19 protein-coding genes are annotated in these 21,574 nt (G+C 69.7%); 12 read left to right on the top strand and 7 right to left on the bottom strand.

The genetic code is table 11. The features are described from left to right. Positions 1–235: 235 nt before the first annotated feature. On the top strand, positions 236–538 hold the full coding sequence (locus ACIRST_RS38345; protein WP_402808632.1) for a hypothetical protein: 303 nt from the start codon (positions 236–238) through the stop codon (positions 536–538). On the opposite strand, the gene ACIRST_RS38340 is transcribed toward ACIRST_RS38345, so the two are convergent. Together ACIRST_RS38340 and ACIRST_RS38335 are read right to left on the bottom strand one after the other, a co-directional pair. Further along, positions 535–2,313 (bottom strand): zeta toxin family protein, encoded by a 1,779-nt coding sequence (locus tag ACIRST_RS38340; RefSeq protein ID WP_402808629.1) that lies wholly within the window; start codon positions 2,311–2,313, stop codon positions 535–537. The two genes, ACIRST_RS38345 and ACIRST_RS38340, sit on opposite strands and share 4 nt — an antisense overlap. A gap of 27 nt (positions 2,314–2,340) precedes the next feature. Then, positions 2,341–2,922, bottom strand: coding sequence for a hypothetical protein (locus tag ACIRST_RS38335; RefSeq protein WP_402808626.1), 582 nt, complete (start codon positions 2,920–2,922; stop codon positions 2,341–2,343). Between the two features lie 547 nt (positions 2,923–3,469). Here ACIRST_RS38335 and tap point away from each other — a divergent pair. Continuing rightward, positions 3,470–5,968 (top strand): telomere-associated protein Tap, encoded by a 2,499-nt coding sequence (gene tap / locus ACIRST_RS38330; protein WP_402808624.1) that lies wholly within the window; start codon positions 3,470–3,472, stop codon positions 5,966–5,968. A 95-nt stretch (positions 5,969–6,063) separates the two neighbouring features. Beyond that, the gene (tpg, locus tag ACIRST_RS38325; RefSeq protein WP_402808621.1) at positions 6,064–6,609 is read left to right on the top strand and encodes a telomere-protecting terminal protein Tpg; all 546 of its coding nucleotides are present in this window, start codon (positions 6,064–6,066) and stop codon (positions 6,607–6,609) included. A 662-nt stretch (positions 6,610–7,271) separates the two neighbouring features. Here the strand turns inward: tpg and ACIRST_RS38320 are convergent. Beyond that, a complete protein-coding gene (locus tag ACIRST_RS38320; RefSeq protein WP_402808618.1) occupies positions 7,272–8,180 on the bottom strand; it encodes a restriction endonuclease in 909 nt (302 codons plus the stop codon). A 253-nt stretch (positions 8,181–8,433) separates the two neighbouring features. Here ACIRST_RS38320 and ACIRST_RS38315 point away from each other — a divergent pair, with 253 nt between their 5' ends. After that, positions 8,434–9,033 (top strand): DUF4352 domain-containing protein, encoded by a 600-nt coding sequence (locus tag ACIRST_RS38315; RefSeq protein WP_402808615.1) that lies wholly within the window; start codon positions 8,434–8,436, stop codon positions 9,031–9,033. A 69-nt stretch (positions 9,034–9,102) separates the two neighbouring features. Here ACIRST_RS38315 and ACIRST_RS38310 read toward each other — a convergent pair whose 3' ends face one another. Then, the gene (locus ACIRST_RS38310; protein WP_402808612.1) at positions 9,103–9,330 is read right to left on the bottom strand and encodes a hypothetical protein; all 228 of its coding nucleotides are present in this window, start codon (positions 9,328–9,330) and stop codon (positions 9,103–9,105) included. Between the two features lie 684 nt (positions 9,331–10,014). Between ACIRST_RS38310 and ACIRST_RS38305 the strand changes: the two genes are divergently transcribed. The 5 genes from ACIRST_RS38305 to ACIRST_RS38285 all read left to right on the top strand — a co-directional run bounded on the left by ACIRST_RS38305 (position 10,015) and on the right by ACIRST_RS38285 (position 13,235). Beyond that, the gene (locus ACIRST_RS38305) at positions 10,015–10,686 is read left to right on the top strand and encodes a hypothetical protein (RefSeq protein ID WP_402808610.1); all 672 of its coding nucleotides are present in this window, start codon (positions 10,015–10,017) and stop codon (positions 10,684–10,686) included. Between the two features lie 392 nt (positions 10,687–11,078). After that, a complete protein-coding gene (locus ACIRST_RS38300) occupies positions 11,079–11,258 on the top strand; it encodes a hypothetical protein (RefSeq protein WP_402808608.1) in 180 nt (59 codons plus the stop codon). Positions 11,259–12,042: 784 nt separating this feature from the next. Continuing rightward, complete coding sequence (locus tag ACIRST_RS38295; protein ID WP_402808606.1) at positions 12,043–12,489, top strand: hypothetical protein; 447 nt, start codon at positions 12,043–12,045, stop codon at positions 12,487–12,489. A 113-nt stretch (positions 12,490–12,602) separates the two neighbouring features. Then, positions 12,603–12,908, top strand: a complete 306-nt coding sequence (locus ACIRST_RS38290; protein ID WP_402808603.1) for a hypothetical protein — start codon at positions 12,603–12,605, stop codon at positions 12,906–12,908. A 6-nt stretch (positions 12,909–12,914) separates the two neighbouring features. Continuing rightward, positions 12,915–13,235 carry a hypothetical protein gene (locus ACIRST_RS38285; protein WP_402808602.1) on the top strand — a complete coding sequence of 107 codons (321 nt, stop codon included), beginning with the start codon at positions 12,915–12,917 and terminating at the stop codon, positions 13,233–13,235. Between the two features lie 88 nt (positions 13,236–13,323). Here the strand turns inward: ACIRST_RS38285 and ACIRST_RS38280 are convergent, their stop codons facing one another. After that, positions 13,324–13,953, bottom strand: a complete 630-nt coding sequence (locus tag ACIRST_RS38280; protein WP_402808599.1) for a hypothetical protein — start codon at positions 13,951–13,953, stop codon at positions 13,324–13,326. A gap of 237 nt (positions 13,954–14,190) precedes the next feature. Between ACIRST_RS38280 and ACIRST_RS38275 the strand changes: the two genes are divergently transcribed. From ACIRST_RS38275 to ACIRST_RS38265, 3 genes are all read left to right on the top strand, one after another. Beyond that, complete coding sequence (locus ACIRST_RS38275) at positions 14,191–14,415, top strand: hypothetical protein (protein WP_402808596.1); 225 nt, start codon at positions 14,191–14,193, stop codon at positions 14,413–14,415. 130 nt (positions 14,416–14,545) lie between these two features. Continuing rightward, positions 14,546–15,550 carry a hypothetical protein gene (locus ACIRST_RS38270; RefSeq protein WP_402808594.1) on the top strand — a complete coding sequence of 335 codons (1,005 nt, stop codon included), beginning with the start codon at positions 14,546–14,548 and terminating at the stop codon, positions 15,548–15,550. Positions 15,551–17,497: 1,947 nt separating this feature from the next. Then, complete coding sequence (locus ACIRST_RS38265) at positions 17,498–19,114, top strand: replication-relaxation family protein (protein ID WP_402808592.1); 1,617 nt, start codon at positions 17,498–17,500, stop codon at positions 19,112–19,114. Positions 19,115–19,388: 274 nt separating this feature from the next. On the opposite strand, the gene ACIRST_RS38260 is transcribed toward ACIRST_RS38265, so the two are convergent. Next, a complete protein-coding gene (locus tag ACIRST_RS38260; RefSeq protein WP_402808589.1) occupies positions 19,389–19,880 on the bottom strand; it encodes a hypothetical protein in 492 nt (163 codons plus the stop codon). A gap of 359 nt (positions 19,881–20,239) precedes the next feature. Next, entirely contained in the window at positions 20,240–20,974 is a 735-nt protein-coding gene (locus tag ACIRST_RS38255; protein ID WP_402808587.1) for a phosphotransferase family protein, read from the bottom strand. Positions 20,975–21,574 lie beyond the last annotated feature (600 nt).

Genomic DNA, 21,574 nt, shown 5'->3' with positions numbered 1-21,574 from the left:
CAACCTACGCCTGATCGTGGCAGGCCGGCACCGGCGGCGGGACCGCCGCCGTGATCGTCTAACCGGATCCGGTTCGGTGCCGGACGGGGCGTGGCCGCGGGCGTGCCGTACACCGGACGTTCCTTGGCTTCCGGTGTCCGGCTTCCGGCTGTCGGACCGGGGCAAGGGGCCAGGCGCGGGGGGCGGCGTGTGAGACTTGCAACCGCAATCTCTGTCACTATCCAGGCGGTGTCCCGTGCACGATCCCCGTCCCGAGGACGGCCCCGGCGAGATCCCCGGTGAGCTGGCTGCGGCCGATCCGTGGGAGCGGGCGGAGCGGGCTGTCCGTGCGGTGGTGGGCTGGTACACCTGGGGCATCCATGACCTGTGCCGCTCGGCCGTGGAAGGTGCCGGCCCGGCGGCCCTGGACGTCATGATGGCTGCCCGGCGGCAGGCTGCGGCCGATCTCCAGCGGTTGAAGGACGGCGTGGACGCCGGGGAGGCCGCGCACTTGGCCGCCTACTACGTGGCGGTCATGCGGGAGTTGACCGAAGGCTAGGCGGCCTTGGCCACGACTGCGGGCAGTGGTCCGACGGGCGGTGTGGCCAGCGGTAGCGGCGGCTTCGGGAAAAGAGGCCGGGCCAGTGCCGCGATCTGTTCCAGCTCTCGGAGGTGCTGTGGAAGGGCTCGGCGTACCTTCGTCTGGGCCGTGAGGAAGTGCCGTGCCTCCGTCTCGGTGTAGGGACGGGTCCGTTCGGTGGCGAGCGCCCAACCGGGCGGCCCGGCGGTCACGCCCCGGCGCCATAACGGACGTCCATCGCGGCCCATCACCACCAGGTCGTCCACGGCGTGGGACAGCACGGCTTTCTCGACCACATCGGCCACCGCTTCAAAGCACCGGTCGTGCCCGACCGCCGTCGTGAAGCGTGCCGGGAGACCGTCACGCTGGGCGTCCGCGTAGCGGTTGGCGGTGCCCTGTCGGCTGTCGGAGGCGCGTACCGCCAGGGCCAGCACCTGAACGCGGTACCCGGCCCGGTGGAAGGCCTCGGCTTGGTCCAGGACCTCCCGGACGTTTCCCGGCGCGGTCTCGACCACCAGGTCGGCCCGCCGCTCGCGCAGATATTCGTGTGCCATGGCCATCCAGGCCTTGTAGTCCGCGCGGATCGCGGCTCCTGCCTCGCGCGCGTTGCCTCGTAGCAGGTCGAAGTAGTCAGGATGCAGCATCTTGAGGTCGTCGCCCACGAGGTGGACCGTGCCTGGGCGCATCGCGCGCCGCACCATGCGTGCGGCCCGGCTCTTGCCCGCGCCGGGCTGGCCGACGACGAACACCGCCACCGGGCGTTCCTGGGTGACGGCGCCACTCAGGAGCAGCGGCACGATGTCGAGGTCGAAGATCTTCCGGTGCTCGGCAGGCGAGAGCCGGTGGAAGTCGACGCCCGGCGGGCGTCGTAGGGCCTGGGCGATCCGGCGCACCGGCTCGGCCAGAGCGGCCGCCCGCCGGGCGTCGCGGGCCACCGCCAGCACATGGTCGGCCGGAAGTCGCCCCTCGGCGAGCACCAGAGCCCGTTCGGCCCGGGACAGCTCACGCTGGAAGCCCGCGCTCTCCGCCGCATCCCACCACCGGGCCCGCTCAGCCTCCACGGCCCGCGCCGCACCTGGCGGCCTCTGCCAGGCGCGGCCGATGAACTCGTTGCTGTACAGCGGGACCAGACCGCGCCGCACCACGGTGACGCGGTCGGCCACCATCTCCTCCTCGACGACCCGCAGGGTCGCCACGAGGGCAGCCGCACAAGCGTCGTGGTTCTCCCAGGACACATACCGGCCCGCACCGGCCTCCAGAGCCTGCTGGGTGTAGCGGGTGAGAACGCCGAGCTGGCTCCACGCCGGAGCGCAGGCCAGCGCCACCACCTCGACCCGGTATCCGGCCGCGCGGTACGCCAGCATCTGCCGCCGGGCTATGTCGGTGTCCGCGAGTGCGGTCTCGACCAGGGCGTCCAGGCGGCGCTCGCGCACGTGGGATTCGACGGCGGCCTGCCAGCGGCGGGTGTCCTCCCGCACGCCCGCCCCCGCCGAGCGCACGTCCTCGCCGAGCAGGACCGGGTAGTCCCGGTGGGCGCTCTTGTAGAGGTCTGCGCCGATGCGCACCGCGCCGCCGCGCAGATCGAGCACCGCCATCAGCAGGTCGCCGAGGGTGGATTTGCCGCTGCCGGGAGGGCCAGCCACCAGCAGGACCACCGGGCGCTCCTGGGGAACTGCTCCATGCGTCCAGGCCGGGACGATCAGCCGTTCCAGGACATAGCGGTGCTCCTCCTCGGACAGCGCGTCCCCTGCCACCTGGTCCCCTCCCTCTGCGCTGGCCGGTCAGGTCCGGTCGTATGCCGCCAGCGCCAGCACGAGTGCCTGGCGCAGCGTGTCCTCGTCCGTGATGTCGATGCTCACCCGGTACTCCCGGTGGCCGGTGTGCACCGCGAAGGCATCCGGCGCGAGGTTTCGCAGCGCCGGTTCCTTGTCGTAGTTCAGCCGGAGGTTGATCCGCCCGGTCTCCGCCCACACGTACGCGAAGCCGCCGTACTGGCTGCCGACCTTGCGCAGCCGCAGGTAGGCCGAGTAGTCCAGCTGGTCCTGCGGCTCCGCGTTACGGCGCCTGATCCCGAAGACCTCCGCGTTCTCCCACGAGCACGCCTCGCGCAGGAACGCGACGAAGTGCGCGGCAGCGGGGTTCTTGGCGAGCAGGGCCGTTACTGCGGCCTGCCCCTCGTCGGCGACGCCAGGCACCGCCTGACCAAGGCGCCATGGCCCAGGCGTCATCTGGCTGGCCTGCTCCTTCACGAACGCCCCGGCGCTGGAGACGGTGCTTCCCGCCGCAGCGATGAGACTGCGCACCAGCTCGGAGGCGTCAAGCTCCTCCGGAGTCCCCTCGAACTCGATGTACCGGACCTTCATCTCGGATCCCCTCCCACGCCCAGAATAAGCTGAACCCTAGAACCTGAGCTAACTACCCGTCAAACCGGGTAAGTAGCGGAAGTTATATAACTTCACTGTAGTTGGAGCAGAGCTACCCCCTGCTAGGGGAAGCTGGCTCCTGCCTGCTGGAGTCCTTGGCCCGACGCCCTGACCGCAACTCTCACGAACCCGCTCCCCTCGACCTCGACCCTGCCGGCTGCTCCTCGCCCAGCAGTGCCACCGCCGGCTGGCGGGCCTACCGGGGCTGTCGAAGGTCTAGTCACCCTTCACGCCGCGCAGCCAGCCGTGCAGCGCTGCCAATTCCTGCGCCTCGTCGGGCGGGCAGGCCCCAGCGACGCGGGCGGGGGTCATCTGCGGTTGCCAGCAGTGAGCGCGGCGAGCAGGCGGCCGCGGGTGCAGTCATCCCGTTCGCGTGATGCACGGACCCCTCGTCAACGATTCGCGCTGCCTCGACCCGTTGATGTGCGTTTGAAATGTGCGATCCAGAGGTGACTTTCATGCTAGAGTGTGTGATGGAGGTGGAGCTGTGAGTGAGGACCTGTTTGCGTCGATCGACGCGCTGCTGGCCCGGCCCCGGCCGGTGGAGGATTTGCCGGTGCCCGCGGAGCGGGAGCGGCTGCGCAAGCTGGGCGACTACACCCAGGAAGAACTCGCCGCGGCACTGAAGACGCGGCGGGAGACGATCGTGCGGTGGGAGGCCGGGACGACAGAGCCCCGCCCGCCGAAGCGCGAGGTGTACATCCGGTTCCTCGCCACGCTGGCGCTCCAGCACGGCACGGTCGAGCCCACCGAGTGGCTGCGCCGCGCACAGGCCGCCGGCCTCGTGCGCGCCGAGGGCGACACGGCGGCCGCCCCGGCTGAAGCCCCCGCACCCGCCCCGGAGCCTGTCTCCATTCCGGCCGCCCCGGCGCCGGAGGCTTTCGAGGCCGCCCCGGTGGCCGAGCAGCCGGCCCCGGCCGCGCAGGTGGTGATGCTGGACCAGAACCCGGACGGCTCGCTGCTGATGGCCGCCCCCGCGCCGTGCGTGCAGTGCGGGCAGCCGTCGGTCTACCGGGCGCAGGGGCACCCGATGCACCTGGGCGGGTTCTGCCGTCCCGTCGCCGTCCCGGCCGCCCCGCAGCAGCCCGCCCCCGTCGCCCCCGTCGCCCCGGCCGCCGCGGTGGCGCCGCAGTCGGCGGCCTCGGTCGCTCCGGTCGCTGCGCCCCGCCAGGACGCCCCCGCGACCGGCCCGGCGGCCGCGCCCCGGCGTGCGTCGTCGTCGCGGCCGGCGGCGTCTTCACGCTCGCGCAAGGCCCCGGCGAAGAAGCCGGCAGCCGAGGACGGGCCGACGGACTGGGAGCAGGCTGCGGCCGCCAGGTTTCCGGCCGGGCCGCTGGCGGTGCTGGACGTCGCCCGGGACGGCCGGTCCCTGGTGGCCTACCTCGCGGACGGCACCGAGGCGGCAACTGCGCCGTCCGGGCGCATGCTCGCCGACGTGGTCGAGTGGGCGCTTGCGGTGAAGCTCGGCTCGCCGCGCCTGCACCGGCACGGCAAGGACGGTGACGCCCTGGTCGTCCTCACCGACGCCGCGCTCGCCGAGCTCGGCCTGCCCCCGCTCGGGCGCGACGAGAAGAAGGAGTTCGTCCCGCGGCTCGGGCAGCTGCCGAAGACCCACAAGGCCGTCAGGCAGATCGAGAAGGCCGGCTGGCTCCTCACCCAGCGCGGCCTCGGCCCCTGGGCACGGATCTACCGCACCCCCGAGGACGGCAAGCGCCAGTGCGTCCAGCTGTGCATCCCCGCCTGGGGCGCCCTCGCCTCCGGCGGCTGGCAGATCCCCGACAGCCTCGACACCCCGGACCTCGCCCGCCTGCTCGGCACCTACGCCACCCGCGTCCTCACCCCCCGCGGCTCCACCGCCGTCTCCGGCCTCGAACTCGTCACCGCACTGCGCCCGCCCACCCGCGCGGTGCGCACCGAGGCCGGCTGGACGTCCGGTCCGGTGGAGGGCTCCCGGCCGAAGGATGCCTTCGACCCGGCGCCACCGGAGGTCCCGGACGTGCACCCGCTCGCCCAGGACCGCGGCCCCGGGCAGGAGCTGGCGACCGAGGCGTGGGACTGGCACCGCCCGCTCACCGGCCAGGAACAGACTGCGCCGTTCGCCGTCGGACTCGACGTCAACATGGCCTTCCTCGCCGCCGCCGGCCGCCTCACCCTGCCACTGTCAGGCCCGGTACACGAGCTCGCCCCCACCTTCGACAAGAAGATCCCCGGCTCCTGGCTGGCCGACCTCTCCCACGTCGACACCGACCCGCTCCTCCCCAGCCCGTTCACCGCCGACGGCTCCCGCCCGACCGGACCGGCCTGGTACTCCACGGTGAAGCTGGCCTACGCCATCGAACTCGGCGCCACCGTGCAGCCGCTGGAGGGCTGGCTGCGCCACGAGCACGGCCCCTACCTCGACCCCTGGCACAAGCGCCTGCGACAGGCCTACATCGACACCATGACCGCCCTCGGCGTCCCGCTCGACCTCGCCGACACCGACCCGCTCGCCTTCCTCGACGCGATGGCCGCCCTCAAGACCACCGGCGACCCGGCCGAACTCGCAGTCCTCACCGCGATCAAACAGACCGCGAAGGGCACCATCGGCAAGATGCGCGAACGCCCCCGCGGCCACGGCTACAAGCCCGGCGAACGCTGGGCCGCCCTGGAACGGCCCACCTGGGACCCGCTCATGCGTGCCCTGGTCATCGACACCGCCACCGTCAACCTGCACCGCAAGCTCCGTAAGATGGCCGCCGACACCGGCCGGCACGCCATCGCCGTCCTCTCCGACTGCGCCGTCTTCATCGCCAACGGCCCCGGCGCACTCGACGTCCTCACCCGACCCGACGGCACCCTCACCACCTCGCTGCGCCTCGGGGTGTCGCCGGGGATGGTGAAGTTCGAGGGCTCCCGGCCGATGGCCGAGATCGCCGAGCTGCTCGCCGATGACGCGAACCCGGCCCGGCACATCAAGACCGGTGGCGTCGTCTCCGCCGACGAGTAGTTCCCCCGCGGCCCGCCGGTACCCGCCCGGCGGGCCGCCCACCCATGACCACCAGTGGCGGCCGCCGACGTCTGCGGCCCGGGAAGGAGAGCAGCGTGAGCCGGGAGATCGACGAGGGCCTGGAGCGGGCCGAGCGCACCAAGCCGATCCCGCAGTCCGTCCCTGCCCGGATGCGCTTCCTGCTCAAGGGTGCCAAGGGCTCCACCAAGAAGCTCGCCCAGGACCTCGGTGTCTCCCAGCGCACCGTGCAGCGCTGGCTCAAGGGCCAGGGCACCCCGAAGCCGGCCGCCGCCAAGGCCATCGAGCAGAAGGTGCGCGCAACCTGGCAGCCGCGGGTCAAGCAGCGGGTGCGCCGCGACGCCGAGAAGAACGGCTTCATGCTCCACATCCAGGCGACCTTCGGCTACAGCGCGGCCGGCGGCTCGACCGACGACCCGCGCGAGCGCATGATCACCCAGAAGATGCCCGGCTCGGTTGCCCAGCGGCTGTATGCGGCCCGCGACGCCGGAGCCAGCCAGGACGAGCAGGAGCGGATCCTCGCCGAAGGCCTGCGCGAGCACTACTTCAGGGACAACGGGCACCGCGCTCGCGGCCTCGACGTCGAGCTGAACGACATCGCGTGGATGGACGTCGAGCTCTAGCACCACCCCGTAGGCGGCCCGTGTCGCCGATAAACCCCAATCCCGGCCGCCGAAAAGGGCGGCCGGGACCTTTCTTATGACCAGCCGAACCGAAACTCACGGAGGCACATCCATGGAATCCCCCGACCACGGAGAGCACGAAGAGCAGGGGGTTCCACCTGCTGGTGCGCCGCGACCAGGTAGATGCGCGGACACCTCGCGCATCTACTGGACCTGGGGCGCGGGCACCACTACGGGCCGCCGCGACGATGGCCAGGACCAGGCAAGGCAGCGCTCACCGTGCTGCTGATCGGCCCGCACCAGTAGCCGTGGGCTCTGCGAAGATCGTCAGGTGGCGCGCACCGCACTCCATTGCCCGTGGTGCGCGCCCAACCGGGCCCGGACCGGCACAAGCGCCGCCAGACCGGTCCGGGCCCGGTTGGGCGGCCCTGCCGCTCGGCCTCTGTCCGCCGACAGGCCTCTCCAAGATCAGTCTCAGGGGCAGGCGACCCCGCCCCCAAGACCTGCACCGGGCCGGGTCGTCGCTACACCACCCACCGGTGCCCGTCGGACCCGAGATGCACAGTCCGGGCCATCGGCGGCGGGCACCCCGCAGCCGGCCTGGGACACGGCTGAGACACCCCCGGGGATGCCGCCTGGCGTGGGCCCTGCATAGGCGGGAACTATTCGGCACTCAGAACCACTGGCAGAGGGATCCGTCGGTCCACCCACTGCCCCAGCAGGTTCCGACCCATAAGATAGATGCCCTGCTCATGAGCGAACTTCTCGGCGTAGCGTGTGAAGCGGCCGTTGGTAACCACGACGGCAACGTCCGCTCCATGTACTGACCAGGCTGTCCCGTTCACCTGGTACAGCACCGGCGCTCCAACCGAGCCTTGACCGTGGCGGAAGTGCTTAGCCTGAATGACCCAGCGCCGTTCCTCGATGTCGAGAGCGATGACATCGGCCGCTCGGTCGTTGGCTTGACCCCCGGCCTGGACGACGCGGAAGCCGTCCCGCTTCAAGAGAGCGGCAAGGGCGTTCTCGAAGTTGCGGAAGTGCATGACGTCGATCACTTGAAGCCGAGCGGGCGCAGGATCCGTCTGGCGGCTTGGGTCATGGCGGCGTGCGTCGCTCTCGTCTGCCGCCACCGCGTCGTTGATCCTCGGCGCAGGTATGTAACTCGGGTCCGGGCCATAGCCCGGTTGCGGGATGACGAGCGTCTTGGGGGTACCCCGGCCGCACATATACACGTCGCTGTAGTCGAACCTCTCGAAGTCTCGCTCGTGGGTGCGCACCAGCGTTTCGTAGAGCCCAGTGGCGTCCCACTCCGACTCGACCTGGAAGACGCGGCGGCGGTGCCGGGTGGCCTCGATGATGTAGTACAGATCCTCACCCCCGACGTAGATCCGATCCACTCGCTCCGTGGTCCGGGTAAAGGTGAGCCGGAGCGGAGTGACGTCTGCTTCTTGCACCAGATTTGGGGTCAACAGGTTGAGCCTGGTCGACGCGTCGTACAGCAGCGTGGACCGATACCGCGCGAGGCTCCCCAGCCCATAGATGTCATCCTCCGGCGCGTCCTGTGTCCCCATGCTGCGTCAGATTACTGACCGGGCAGTGCTTGAGTGACCCAACGGACGCTGAGCGGTCGAGGTTCTATGGCAGCGAACGGTCGCGCCTGCTTCCAGCGCACGGGACGGTCAGGCAGGACGACCCAGGCCCATATGGATGGCCCGCTGTGAGAGCCCGGTGGGTCGGAGTGCTGGAGCAGCCGTCCCGCGCGACAGTTCGTGGTCGTTGGCTGGTCGTCTGACCGCCTGATGCGAAGACGGCAGGGAGGCTGAGGTGGGGATCAATGATCGCCGCTGGGTGTTGTTGCCGGCGCTTGCGGTGCTGCTTGTGAGCGTTCCCGGGTGTTCTGGTGAGCCCGCGTCAAAGGCATCCGGCGGTGCGGTGACGGCCAGTGCAGGGGGTCCCGTCTCCACCAACGGGGTCCCCGGAGCTGGTCCGACGATCACGGTGGGCAGCGCTGCCCAGTTCTCCAGTCAGTTCGGTGGGGAGCAGGGCACGACGATGAGGGTGCTCGTGAACGGGGTGACCTATGCCTCCAGCATCGCCGGTGAGAACGGGGCGTCCCCAAGCACGCCCAGTCGCGGCCTGTACCTGCTGGTCAGTCTCACAGTGACGAACGTCGGAACTGCGGCGGGTTACTTCACCGGTGCCAACTTCCGCTGGACCTCGTCGAGCGGACAGACGATCCCCCACAGTTCGGTGGCGATCCTGAACGCTGGCGGGGACTACGGCCAGGCGGACACGACCTTGCAGCCCGGACAGCACGCCACTGGGACCGAGGCGTACGATGTTCCCGAGCGTGGAGGGCGGCTCGACTACGAGATCTACTCGGGCCAGCCTCCGCTGCTGACCCTCACTCTCCCCTCAGGGTAGGCAAGCCGCCCGGGCAGGACCAGGACGGCGCGCTGCGGGGGCTAGGCCCTGCGGTTGCGGTGTCGCCGTTCAGACCGCGCTGGTCTCGGTGGCCGGGCGGCCAGCCTGCTTGAGGGCCGTCTCGGCCTTGTGCCGGTTCCCCGCGCCGGCCCAGAACGAGTGCGCGTACAGCTCGGCGCTCACTTTGGAGAACGCGGTTCGTGTGTCCTCGGCCGGGTCGGTGGCCCAGGCGGCCTCGGCGGTGTACCAGCGGCGCTGGAGTTCGAGCAGGTCAGCAGGGAATTCGATGTCGGACACCCGCCCATCCTAGGTCGCACACTCGTACGTACCGCGGTGCGGCGCCAGGCGCGCCGAAACGGTTCAGCCATCCGGCAAGCGGATCGCGCCTGCTGGCATGTTCGCGGCCGAAAGATTGCAGGTCAAGGCCCTGGCCACCGGCCGATCAGCGGGTCTAGCATTCCCGCCACGACGGTCCCACCACAGCACCACCAAGCCGCCGAGCAGAGCAGCCGCGCCCCTGACCCGAGCACTGCTGGCCTCCCACGGCCGGGTCCCGGGGAAGCCCCTCCCTGCTTCCCCGGGACCAGGCCATCTGCACCCGGCTGGCCAGCCGGGACCATCACTCACTCGCTCCGGTGTCGGACGTCGGACCGGCGGGAGCGGGGTAGAGCAGTGTTCGGCGGTGTTGAAAGTGGCGCGCGCCATATTCGCGGCCCACCCTGGGGCCAGGGGGGAGCCGGTCGGCTCGCTGTGGGTGAGCTTGTTGCGCAGCTCCCGCCTGGCGTCGAGCCGGTCGGCAGGGCGCCGGCCCCTCGATGCGCTGCTGCAACGTCCTCGTCCTGCCGCCCAGATGCTGCTCGGCGAGGGCCCGCTCCAGCGCGAACAGTGATCTCACCGGCCGGATTCCTCGGCAGGCCAACGGGTTTGGCTGCGGGGCAGGCAGCGGGTTGGCTACGTTGCTGGTCTCAGCGACAGAGGGAGGTGGGCGAGGTGGAGTTCCCGAGGCGGCAGGACCTGGCGGAGCTCGGTGCGGCGGAATACGAAGCGCTGGCGTCGCTGTGGGAGGCGGTGAGCACGCTGCACGTCGAGCTGAGCACAGTGCTGGCGGCCGAAGACCGGGCTCGGAGGCTGGAGGACAATGCCGAGCGCCGTACCGATGGGGCACGGTTCGCGTTCGAGGTCGAGGCGTTCCGCGGACTGGGTCGGGCGGCATTCCAGTGTGCGGACGAACTGGAGACGCTTGTGTGGCGGTACGCCAGCGCAGCTGCGGTGCTCGGGATCAGCGTGCTTGAGCGGCTGGCGGCCGGCGGCCCGCCGCTGTCCGCGGAGGTGGTCGAGCGGTTGTGCGTCGAGCCGACCTTGGCCGAGTTTGAGTGCGCGGTTGCCATTCCGGTCGACGGTCTCCTCAACCGGAAGGGGGAGCACCTGGAGCGTCACCGCGAGGAGCGGCGCAAGATGCTCCACCTTGTGGAGACCGCCTATGAGTGCCTGGGCGAGTGTGACGACCCCATGGACCGGTCCACGGCGGCCGGCGCCCGGATCTCGGTGGACCACCCCAAGCGCATGGACCGGCCGTGGGTCGGCCTGCTCGATTCCCTGGTGGGCCTCGCCCTTCAGCACCCGAACGAGATCAGCCACGTGCTGAAGGGCTGACCCTGCACCACCAGGCAGTCCGGAGCACGGAGCGACGACACCGCCGACGGATCAGCGCCGCCACAGGCGGGCCGCGAGCGGCGGGCGGGCCTGCGTGCCGGGCCGTCCAGGTGCAGCAGGAGCACAATCTCGTCGACTCCCTGCGCGAGGAGTACTTCAGGGACGGCGGCCGCCGCGCCCGCGGCCTCGGTGACGAATTCGACGCCGTTGTTTCGGACATGGAGCCGCAGGTCGGCCGCCCGCCCGTTCCGGCCGCACCACCCCGTTCCGCCCGAGCCGCAGTCCCCGCCGGCCGTGCCCCGATGCCCGGGAGGCTGTGGGAGTTTCCCGTACCTGGTCGACGACCGGCGCGAGTGCACGCCCACCGTCCGCGCGCGGGCCGGGTGCTGCACGTGACCGTCGCCGTGAAGCCCGGCGAGGGGCCGTGGGCGGGCTGCGGCAACGCGGGCCTCCTGCACGAGGACCAGCTGCTGTTCGCCGACGCGGCCGGCGCTGCCCGGTTCTGCGCTGCGACCGGGTGCACCGGCCAGCCGTGGAACCAGGGTCGCGGCGCCCCGCCGACGTACCGCTGACCGCCCCGCGACCACCCCCTGTCGCTGATAAACCCCAGTCCCGGCCGCCGAAAAGGCAGCCGGGAATTTTTCAATGGCTACCGACAGAAATTCACGGAGGGAATCCATGGAATCCAGCAGCGACGGCGAGCAGCAGTTCCACCTTCCGGTGCGCCGCAGTCAGGACGGCGTGCTGGTGGTCCGGGCCGGTTCCGTCCGCGGCCTGCCGCGCGGCATCGCCGCCACCGGGCTGACACCCGCCGGCTGCGCCGGGTTCGCCGCGCCCTGGAGCGCCTGGCCGCCGACCCGCACTACCCCGGCATGCGCTCACACCGCTACCCCTGCCTGCCCGGCCACGATCACACCACCGCCTGGACCTCCTACGTCGGCCAGGGCGCCGGCGCCCTGGCGCCTCCACTGAACCTGGGGCCCCGCCGACGGCGCCGCCCGCCACGGTGGCGACGGGCCGGACGGCGCGGTGGTCACCGTGCTGCGCGTCGGCCCGCACCTGGAGCGGCCCGCGGTCCCCCGCTGTCGGCGGACCGAAGGCCTCGACGCCGGGGTTCACCGATTCCCGATCAAGGGTTATGCCGTACAGCGGCGGCATGGTGGAGCTCGCCGTGCCGCCGCTCGTCCCGTAGATCTGGTGCGGCCGGTTCCGCCGTGTCCCGGGCCCTGGCGGCGACGGCGGGCGCTAGGGTGCCACAAGGCCGTTCCGGCGGTTTTGCCATACGGCGTTCAGGGCCGACTCCCCTGGCTGCGCCAGGCAGAGGAAGCCTGCTTCCCCGGTAGAGAACCTATCCGCGTGCCTGCTCTTCCCGGCGCGCCGGAGTCGGCGGCAGCGCCCGAATGGAAGATCATCATGGCCCGTGACAAGCAGCAGCGGATGGCGAAGATCCGCTCCTTCTGCACCACCGAGAGCCACCAGCAGTCCCTCGCCGCCGTCCGGGGCGGTGGCACCTGGCGTCCGCTGACGATCAGTGCCGAGCTCAACGACGCCAGTGGATGGGACATCCGCATGGGCGGCGACGGCCTGCTGCGCACCTGCCCCGAGTGCGATGCCGACACATTCGTGGACACCCGGCACGAGGTGATGCCCAAGAGCCTCGGCCCTGGTGATGCCTGGTTCTGCTTCACCTGCCTCTTCACCGCCGCCGACCGCGAGCTCGACGACTGCCAGTTCTGCGGCCAGCCCACCACCGGCACCGAGCTGTCTGTGTGCGGCAGGTGCGTGAGCGAGTGGAAGTCCTGAGCAGGGACCGGGTGGGATTTACCCACTTGCCCGAAGTGGGTAACGTGGGGTTACCGACAACGAACCGCCCGGTGCGTGCAACGAACCGGTGACCGGGAGAGTGAGCCCCCACCATGACGATCATGCAGAGTGAGGAGTTCGAGACAGTCGCCGAGACCGAAGTCGACAGCCGTGGCCGGGTGTCCCTCGGCCGGGCCGGTGCCAAGCCCGGCCGCCGCTACCGGGTGGAGTCCAACCCGGACGGCGTCCTGCTGCTGACCCCTGTCGTCTCCATTCCGGAGCGGGAGATGCAGGTGTGGACCGACCCGCTGCTCGCCGAGCGCATCCGCGTCGGCATCGAGCAGGCGCAGCGCGGCGAGACCGTCGATCTCGGCGACTTCTCGGAGTACCTCGACCAGGAAGAAGACGGCGAGGACTAGGACACGGTGCACGTTCTGCGATTCACCGAAGACGCCGCCGAGACGCTCCGGCGCCTGGCGGCCGGCCCCAAGGCCGACCCGGTCAAGTCGAGGAAGGTCCGCAAGGCCCTCGCCCTGCTCCAGACCGACCCGCGCTACCCCGGCCTGCACTCCCACCAGTACGAGGCCTTCCCCGGGCACACCGCGGAGAAGGTCTGGGACTCCTACGTGGAGAACCACAACCCGTCGGCCTGGCGGATCTACTGGATGTACGGGCCGGACGAGAAGAACGACCGGGGCGAGCCGGTCTCGGTCATCACGGTGCTGGTGATCGGCCCGCACCTGTAGGACGACGCGGTCGATGGGCCCAACTCCGATCAGGGGGCTGGGCCCACCGCGTGGGCCGGTCAGGCTGCGGACATCGGGGGTCTGAGTGTCATCCCAGATCTTCGTCTTCCCTTGTTTGATTGGGATCCTGATCGCGCGTCTTAAAATTATGCCGCACCCTGCTGAAGTCGTGCGGCCTAAAAGCCCTTTCAGCGGGCAGCGCCTTTGAACCTTTCAGTGCTTTCATGTTTCCGCTGCGGCTCAAATATGCCCCCCTCGTTACGTCCTCGACTAGTTGTCGCCGGGCCTTGTTCGCTTCGACCGGATCGGCGATTCCATCGATCGCCCACCGAATCATCGCATCCTCTCGCTCTACTCGACTAGCACTTGCAGCGAATTCAATGGATCTTTCCACGCTGCGATCCACGAACATCGATAGTGCTCCAAAGGTGCTTCCTCCAAGTGCGGTGTATATTGCGGTCGACGCTGCCTGATCGCCAGATATGATCATCACAAGCCCTGCCAGCCAAGCGAGCACCGCGATGACGCGAAGGCTAAAGGAGATGGCAATGCTCTTGTTGAGAAATTGCAGTGACGCGCCTTGAAGCCCTGCAGTGGTCGGCAGTGGAGAAATAGTAGCGCCGATAACCGGCAGTGCGGAAGCTGCAAGGACGGCGACTTCCACGGGATCTGGACTTCCGTTGGCTGTTTGCGCTAATAGGTTGAGAATCATGGCCATCACTCTCATTTGCGCGGTAGCTGTATTTATGATTCTCGTCCTGTTCGGTGATCGATGCCAATCTGCCGAAGGCCGCGACGCCTACCCCGACTGGCTCCACACCTACAATCACCATCGCGGACACACCGCTCGTCATGACCGGGTGAACCGGGATACCGCCGACCGGGTTACGGGCCGCCGCGCGCACCCGGGCCGATCCCGTCACCCCGCCCGCCCCGGGGTGACACACTCTCAGCCATGCGTGACGACCAACCAGGCCGCCCGGCCCGCCGCCCGCTCGCCCAGCCGTTCTCCCACCAGACGGCCGCGGTCGACCAGCCGCTCGGCGAGCGCCTCCTGCCAGTCCAGCACCTGGACCCCTTCACCACCCCGGCACCGGCGCCCGACATCCCGGCGCAGCCCGCCCGGCCCACCACCCGCCGAGCCCTCGGACCCGGCGGCCTCGCCCACACCGCCCAGTAGCAACGGCCCAACCGAACCCGGCCGCTGCGCCTGCGCGACCGTTGCGCGCACCGGCCACGCACATGCGCAGCGGCCCGCCACAGACCGTCGGCGAAGCCGGCTGTCCGGGGCGCCGGATACTCTCCCGATCATGGAGACCGGAAACGACGCGCGACGAATCAAGACCGGCACAGAAATCGACGCGCGAGGAAACAAGGCTGCCGCGGGTACCGACGCGCGACGAATTGAGGAATCCCCGCAGGAGCCCGGCTGCGCCGAGTGCGGTGCCGAGCTGCACCACTTCGGGCCCGGCCGGCGCCCGGTCTACTGCGGCCGCTCCTGCTCCTCCAAGGCCTACCGCCGCCGGCGCACGGAGCACCAGCAGGACGCCGTAGCCGAAGCCCTTGTTTCCTCACGCGTCGAAATCCCGGCCCCTGGCGAAGGCGGCCACCAAGAACTCCTCGAACTCGCCGCCGCCGTCCAGCGCAGCACCGCCCGCTACCTGGAAAGCCTGGAGCGCTCCCGCCGCGGCGACGGCGACGACCCGCGCTGCAACCAAGCCCTCGCCCTCCTGGAGACCAGCCTCACCGGCGCCACCCAGCGGATCCTGCGCCAGGCCCACATTCTGCGCTACGAGATGATCACCACCCCCTTCCGCACCGAGCCAACCACCCCGCCGGCGGCCCCCAAGCCGGCCGCCGACGACATCCTTGATACCTCGCGCGTCGAAACCAGCAGCCCCGCCAGCGCCACTGCGCCGGCCGAGCCCGCCGCCGACATCCTCCACTCCCCACGCGTCGACACCAGCGGCCCGGCCGCCGCGCCGCCTGCCACCGCGAACACCACCCAGACCCCGCCCACCGTCCCCGCACAGCTGCGCCTGGCGCTCGCCGCCGAGACTTCCGCCCATTCGCCGCTCGCCCGCGGCCTGGGCGCCCCGACTGACTCCTGGAGCATCACCGGGAGCGACCTGGTGGTGGAGGGCTGGAACGGTGTGGTGGAGGGATTGCACCGTCGCCTACAACTCGAAGTGAACCGCCGGGCCGTCCTCGCTGGCCCCTCCGGGACGCCGGTCACGCTCCCCTGCCAGCAAGACGACGACCCGCTGCGCCCGCCGCCGGAGCCGACCTGCGCGGCCTGGGCCGCTACGACCTGATCCCCAACGCCGCAACGCTCCTCGGCTCCGGCTGGGACCTGGTCGGCTGGAGCCGGGCCCCCGGCCTGTTCTACGTCCGCAAGGACGGCCGCGCGCTCGGCTGGATCGAGCACGGCGCTGGCCGCGTGAACGGTTGGGCCGTCCTGGTCGCGGGCGCCTTCCTCATCGACTCCAACGTTCCCGCTCGCTCGCCCGTTCGCCCGTTCGCCCGTTCGCCCGTTCGCCCGTTCGCCCGCTCGCCCGCTCGCCCGCTCGCCCGCTCGCCCGCGACACTGCCGCCCTGCTCGTCCGCCAGGCCCTAGACCAGGGCCTCATCGACGCCGCCGGCCTCGTCCGGGAGCCGAGCTGACACTGCAACACGCCCACCGGCGGGGTGCAACGCGGGGTGCAACGCAACGACAGTGTTGCACCCCTGACCTGCGAAAACGCACACGACGCCCTCCACCGCCCAGCGGCCGCCAACAACCGCCCTGGACCTGCCCCGCGCCCCACCCGGGCCCTCCGCCCCGCCCACAACCGCCTCAAGCCGCCCAGCGGGCCGCCGTCGCGCCCTCGCCGCGCTGCGCCGCGTCTTCATCCCGGCTGCCGCCCTGGAGCGCGCGTTCTGCCTCGCCCAGCCCTCCTGGGCAACCCCGGTACTTGGCGTCGGCCATCGGCCTGAGGAGCAGTAGGACCGACCACCTGAAGCACCGTCCGCGTGGGCGGCGGTACGGTGGACCGTAGAGCGGGAGAAGCGGTCCCAGCCCACGGCTCATGGGCTTCAGCCTGTTGCCCATGCTGAAGGGCTGACGGCCTGCGGGCGCTCTGACCAGAAGCCCCCGGCCACTTCACTTGGCCGGGGGCTTCATGACGTCGGCGAACAAGGCCTCAACGTTGTTCGATGCTGGCCTTGCTAACGCGCTGGGCAGCGCGCCGCCATTAGTGCGGACGGCTGGATGCCGTCAGCCGGGCATCCCACTACGCGCGGAACAACCCCACGATCACTCCCGCAGCGGTAGCGACGGCTCCGATGGGGCCGGCATTCCGCCGCAACCACCGGCCGACCAGAGCGAAGAAGCGATCCTTGTGCTCCATAGCTGACCTCTCACTCGAAAGGGCCGGGCCAACCCCGGCCAGACGGTGAGGTGAGGTGTCGACTGCAGAGCAGCGCTCACCACGCTAGTCCGACCTCCTGCCCTCGTGCTGCTGCGCCATATCAACGGAGGGTGACAAAACGCCCCAAAGGTATCTAATCGCAAGAGGACGGTTGAATATGACCATGTAGTGCTAGCCGTCCCTAGCCGGACTAGACCAGGCAAGAGCAGCGACCGGACTAGTGCTACCAGGCCATGCAGCGGAATCAATATGTAGGCGTACGACTTCTTTCCAGTGCTGCCACGTAGTTCTTGCCGGAGCCGGCGGCCATCTGGACTTGTGACCTGCAGCCTGCCCGGCGCGGAGTGTCAGCGGCGCCAGAACGGCCATGGGCAGCATGCGGCGGACCCGTGGCGGGTAGCTTCCTCGTGGCCGTCCAGGGCCGCTGTGAGCCTCTGTCAGAGCGGGCCGCGGGCCCGGCGAGGCGGAACAAATTCCCGGGTGTCTCCCCGGGGGCGTCCCCGGGTGCTGCCCCGGGGGGCTTCCCTCCCAAGGATTTCGACATTTCCGCAGGCCGGAGCCCAAAATCGAGGCCGCCAAGCTTGCCGACAACCCTTTCCCTCTCCTTCCTGTCCTTGGCTTGTGGTGTTGGTGGTTGGCGGTTGGGTGGGGCGGTACGGTCTCGGGTTCGCTCCTGGTCCGACGGGCCCTGTTGCCGCTCCGGGTCCGCTCTGCCCCTTCCCCTCGCGGCCGGGTGGCCGCGCGCCTCCCGGTGGTCGGCGCTGGGTGGTCGGGGGCGGTGGGCGGCGCCCGGGTGTCGGTGCCGTGAGGTAGAGAGACGAGGAAGATCAGCACCAGCGACGGGGAGCGGACATGCACGAGGACCAGGAGCACGCCCGAGACGACCAGCAGCCGCCGGCCCGGCCCGCCCGGGTCCACTTCCGCCGCTCCGCCCGCAACCCCAACGGCTCCTGGGGTCCAGTACGGGACGACGTCCTCGCCGTCCTCGGCGTCCTCAAGATCGCCACCTACAAGCAACTGCACGCCCTGATCGCGGGCGGCACCGACGACCGCGAACACAACCGCACCGAGCACGTCGCCGAAGCCGTCCGAGACCTCGAGAAGCAAAAGCTCGTCGAATCCCGCGGCACCACCCGCCCACCCGGCCGCAAACCCGCCGACAAGACCGCCGGCTCCAAACCGCAGCCCGGCGGCCCCGGCGCCGAGAAGATCTGGGGCCTCACCCCACTCGGCCTGCTCGCCGCCGCCGAAGCCCTCGAAGACGACCGCGACATGGGCGGCAACGCCCGCGGCGCCGGCCAGACCGGCGCCCGCCACGCCATGCTCGTCAACGAAGTCATCATCACCGCCGTCACCGGCACCACCACCCACGGCGCCCCACCCCGCGAACACGAACGCCAGGCCCCGCCCCGCCGCGCCCTGCCCTGCGGCCCGCTGCCCGGCGGCCTCGACGACTGGGCCACCGAAGTCGCCCACACCATCACCGGCAAACAGACCATCATCCCCGACGCCGTCCTGCGCGCGCCGGAGCTCGGCATCCCGGTGCTGTTCCTGGAACTGGACCGGGGCACGAAGACGGACGTGCGCCAGGTCGCCGCCAAGCTCGACAACTACAAGCGCTGGTTCGACAAGTCCGTCCAGGACGGCGGTCACGAGCGGCCCCTGTTCGAGGTGGTGTACGGCTCGCCGCAACCGCCCGCCTACGGCTACCGCCACGAAGAGGTCGTCCGCCCGCCCGTCCTGTTCGTCCTCGACCAGGGCGACAAGCTCGGCCGGCCCCGCTACACCCCCGAACGCCTGCACCAGCGCCTCAAGGACCTGCGCACCGCCACCGAGGACCACTGGCGCGGCCGACGCTGGGAAGACGAGGGCGTCGCCTACTCCACCTTCGAGGGCAAGATCCCCGTCCTCGGCACCACCATGGAGCGCCTGCGCCGCCACGGCTTCCTCGGCCCCATCTGGTGGCGCTTCGGCCGCAGCCAGTGGCAGACCCTCACCGACGCCCTCAACGACACCCCCGACTGGGACCTCATCCACCAGCGCCGCAAGGACCGCAAGCAGCAGGAAGAAGACGACCGCCAAGCCGAACAGCAGGCCCACGAGGAAGCGGCCGCCGCCAAGCAACGCGCCCAACTCCTCGCCGCCCGCACCCACAACGACGCCATGCACCCCTGCTACACCTGCAACGGCCCCCTCGGCGGCGCCCACGACTCCGACCACGAACTGGACGAGAACGCCGAGCCGGACCGCCTGGAATGCCCGGCCTGCCTCGCCGACCGCCGCGCCCAGGGCGGCCGCCCGATCGTCCTCGACCTCCCCTCCCCCCGCGACCTCAAGAAGGCCGACAAGCACGGCCCGCCCACAGGCGACCAGTGGTGGACCGTCCGACTCATCCACGCCCAACGCTGGCCCAAAGCGAAGCGGGACGCCGGAAACGTCCCGGAACTCTGGCCCAACGCCCGCGCCTGATAAACCACAGAAAACCGGCGTCCGTCTGTCAGTGCATTCTGCATTCTCACTGGCAGACGAACGCCGCTACACGACGTCAATACTGCGGCCCTACGCAGAGCGCGTCCCACGACCGAGTTGCACCCGCGTTTCAGCGCTGACGGGCGGCCTTACCACGATCCCCCCGCCTATCGTGTCCAAGCCGACCGGCGGTCGGGTCGATGAGACGAAGCCACCTTGCGCGCCAGCCTCAAACCCACACGGTAGGAACGGGCTAGCAGAAACCAAGCTGGTGTCAGCGGTCCCCCTCAAGCACGCGTCTATTTCGTTCGCGAAGGCCCCACAGTTCCTTGCCATCGGTATCCCTCTCGAAGCGCACTGCGCCAGAGCGGATAAGCAATTGGCGCAGCTCGTCACCCCTGAAGCCGCCCAGACGCTTTTCGATCACTTCGAATGATCGCTTAGCTTCAGCCTCAGACAGTAGCTGGTGAATGGCCGCCTCGGCCATAAACTGGGTGCGAAGCTCTACGCGCAGCCGTTCTTCCTGGAGTCGAAGGTCGCTATCGAATTTATCTTTCTGTCGAGAAATTTCCGCCTCAAGTTGCGTTTTCTGCAGCCCTATTTCCGCCTCAAGTTGTGCTTTCTGCAGCTTCGCGTCTGCCTCAAGTTTCGCTGTCTGCAGCGCCACGTCTGCCTTAATCCTTAGTTGTGCAACCACGTAGGTTACAGTCCCTGTGATCAGCGCTGCCGATACCGCGGAGACCACCGCAATGGATGTGTCGCTCATCAGCTTGACCTTCCACGTCGCATACTGGATAGATTTCATCCAATCCCATTGGCGGGCAATTTACTACTCAAGCGCACCCGTCTGGGTGACATCCGCCGTGGACCGTTTAACTCATCCACGCCAAACGCTGGCCCACGCAGGCCCGAGAATCAGGAAACGTCTCCGAACTCTGGGCCCAACGCACACGTCTGATAAACCCAGAGGAAACGACTTAAAAGCGACAGTGTATTTTGGACTGCCTCTGGATTTCCGGAACGGCGCTGAGCACACATTTGGCGGAAGCCGGAAAAGTAACTCGACAGGAGGTCATGACCTCTCCGGCAACGTATGCGATGCGCGCTATCCAGAGGCCTTTCCAGTTATCCGAACAGGGCGGTCGTGAAGGTTTCGCGGTGGGCCGCCGTATGTGCGTGCTCCCGCTCGGACCAGTGGATGCGCTCGGCGATCTGGTGGTCGTCGGCGACCCGGGGGCCCGGACCCGCGAGTCGGTTCCGCCACCATCGGGCGTTGCGGGCCTGGCGGTCGAGCATGGCGTCGACAAGGCGGGCGCGGGAGGGGACATCGAGCCCGTAGGCGTCCGCGAGGAGACACACCTGTGCGGCCTGGGCCGAGGCCGGCGGTGCGTCGGGCTTGGAGGAGACACACCAGGTCCACGCCATGTAGCCGACGTCCTCCAGCGGGTCCCCTGGGGCGGCGGTGTCGAAGTCGATGAAGGCGACAGGCACGTCGCCGGAGAAGACGGCGTTGTTCGGCCCCGGGTCGTGATGGCAGACCACGGGATGCCGGCCTGCGAGGCGGCCACCCCGGGTGGCGTCGTGCAGGCCTCGAAGCAGGGCCCCTGCGGCGGCGACCTGAGGATCGTTCCAGCGCTGGAAGCGTGCGGGCACCCAACCGGGCAGATAGCTGAAGACATCCCGGCCGGCCTCATCGGAACCCAGGTGCCGCGGGGCCCCGGCGAACCCTTGCCGTTCAAGGTGACCGAGCAGCTCCGCGACGAACGGAGACGACGCGGTGACCGGCCTCCGAACGGTGTTGCCGACCCTGACCACGCCCTGGGTGATGCGCCCGCCGGCCAACGGCACTTCGCTCTCCATGCCTCCATACTGCCCCGGCCCGTGCCCGCCACAGCGCCGACTCGACTCGCGCGCCACTCCAAAAACCCGCACCAGAGGAACGGCAGGAATTTCCGACAGGTGAATTCTGAAACACACTCTGAGGCGCTCAGACGGCTTCGCAAGCCGCACTCGACGCGAATGAAAGGGCAGAAAGAGTGGAAGGGAATCAGACGATTACCGGCGAGTGGAAGACTAGCGAAAGATCGGGGACCGCACCTCCGATTCGGCAGGATCCTATGACAATACTCAACTGATACACTCCTGACGTGTGGTCACCCCCAGTCTCCGTCAAACCGGGTGACGGCCTCCCGATCGCCAGAGGTCTAGACCCAACCTGAGAGAGGAGTGAAGTCGACCCGCACGCGCCCCCTTGACGCCCCCCTCCCCCTAGTCAGCCTGTCGCGAGTTCACCCAAAATCCCAGTTAAGCGATGTAAGCAGGCATCAGCCTACCGGCACCATGGAGCGAAGCGGAGTGATGCCGGCCCGAGCGCGAAGCGCCGGGCCCACCCGGGCGAAGCCCGGGTGCGGACACGCGGAGCGGGTCCGCCGCCTGACCGAAGGTCAGGCGCGAACGGAG

The sequence above is a fragment of the Kitasatospora sp. NPDC101447 genome (assembly GCF_044767225.1).
Lineage (GTDB): Bacteria > Actinomycetota > Actinomycetes > Streptomycetales > Streptomycetaceae > Kitasatospora.
Note: the sequence above shows the minus strand (reverse complement) of the source record. Positions and strands in the feature narration are given on the sequence as shown.

What these genes read in the sequence shown, in the direction of transcription:
- ACIRST_RS38335 (WP_402808626.1), bottom strand. Translation starts at nt 2,922, where the DNA reads ATGAAGGTCCGGTACATCGAGTTCGAGGGGACTCCGGAGGAGCTTGAC.
- ACIRST_RS38320 (WP_402808618.1), bottom strand. Translation starts at nt 8,180, where the DNA reads ATGGGGACACAGGACGCGCCGGAGGATGACATCTATGGGCTGGGGAGC.
- ACIRST_RS38290 (WP_402808603.1), top strand. Translation starts at nt 12,603, where the DNA reads ATGACGATCATGCAGAGTGAGGAGTTCGAGACAGTCGCCGAGACCGAA.
- ACIRST_RS38280 (WP_402808599.1), bottom strand. Translation starts at nt 13,953, where the DNA reads ATGGCCATGATTCTCAACCTATTAGCGCAAACAGCCAACGGAAGTCCA.
- ACIRST_RS38275 (WP_402808596.1), top strand. Translation starts at nt 14,191, where the DNA reads ATGCGTGACGACCAACCAGGCCGCCCGGCCCGCCGCCCGCTCGCCCAG.
- ACIRST_RS38270 (WP_402808594.1), top strand. Translation starts at nt 14,546, where the DNA reads ATGGAGACCGGAAACGACGCGCGACGAATCAAGACCGGCACAGAAATC.
- ACIRST_RS38265 (WP_402808592.1), top strand. Translation starts at nt 17,498, where the DNA reads ATGCACGAGGACCAGGAGCACGCCCGAGACGACCAGCAGCCGCCGGCC.
- ACIRST_RS38260 (WP_402808589.1), bottom strand. Translation starts at nt 19,880, where the DNA reads ATGAGCGACACATCCATTGCGGTGGTCTCCGCGGTATCGGCAGCGCTG.
- ACIRST_RS38255 (WP_402808587.1), bottom strand. Translation starts at nt 20,974, where the DNA reads ATGGAGAGCGAAGTGCCGTTGGCCGGCGGGCGCATCACCCAGGGCGTG.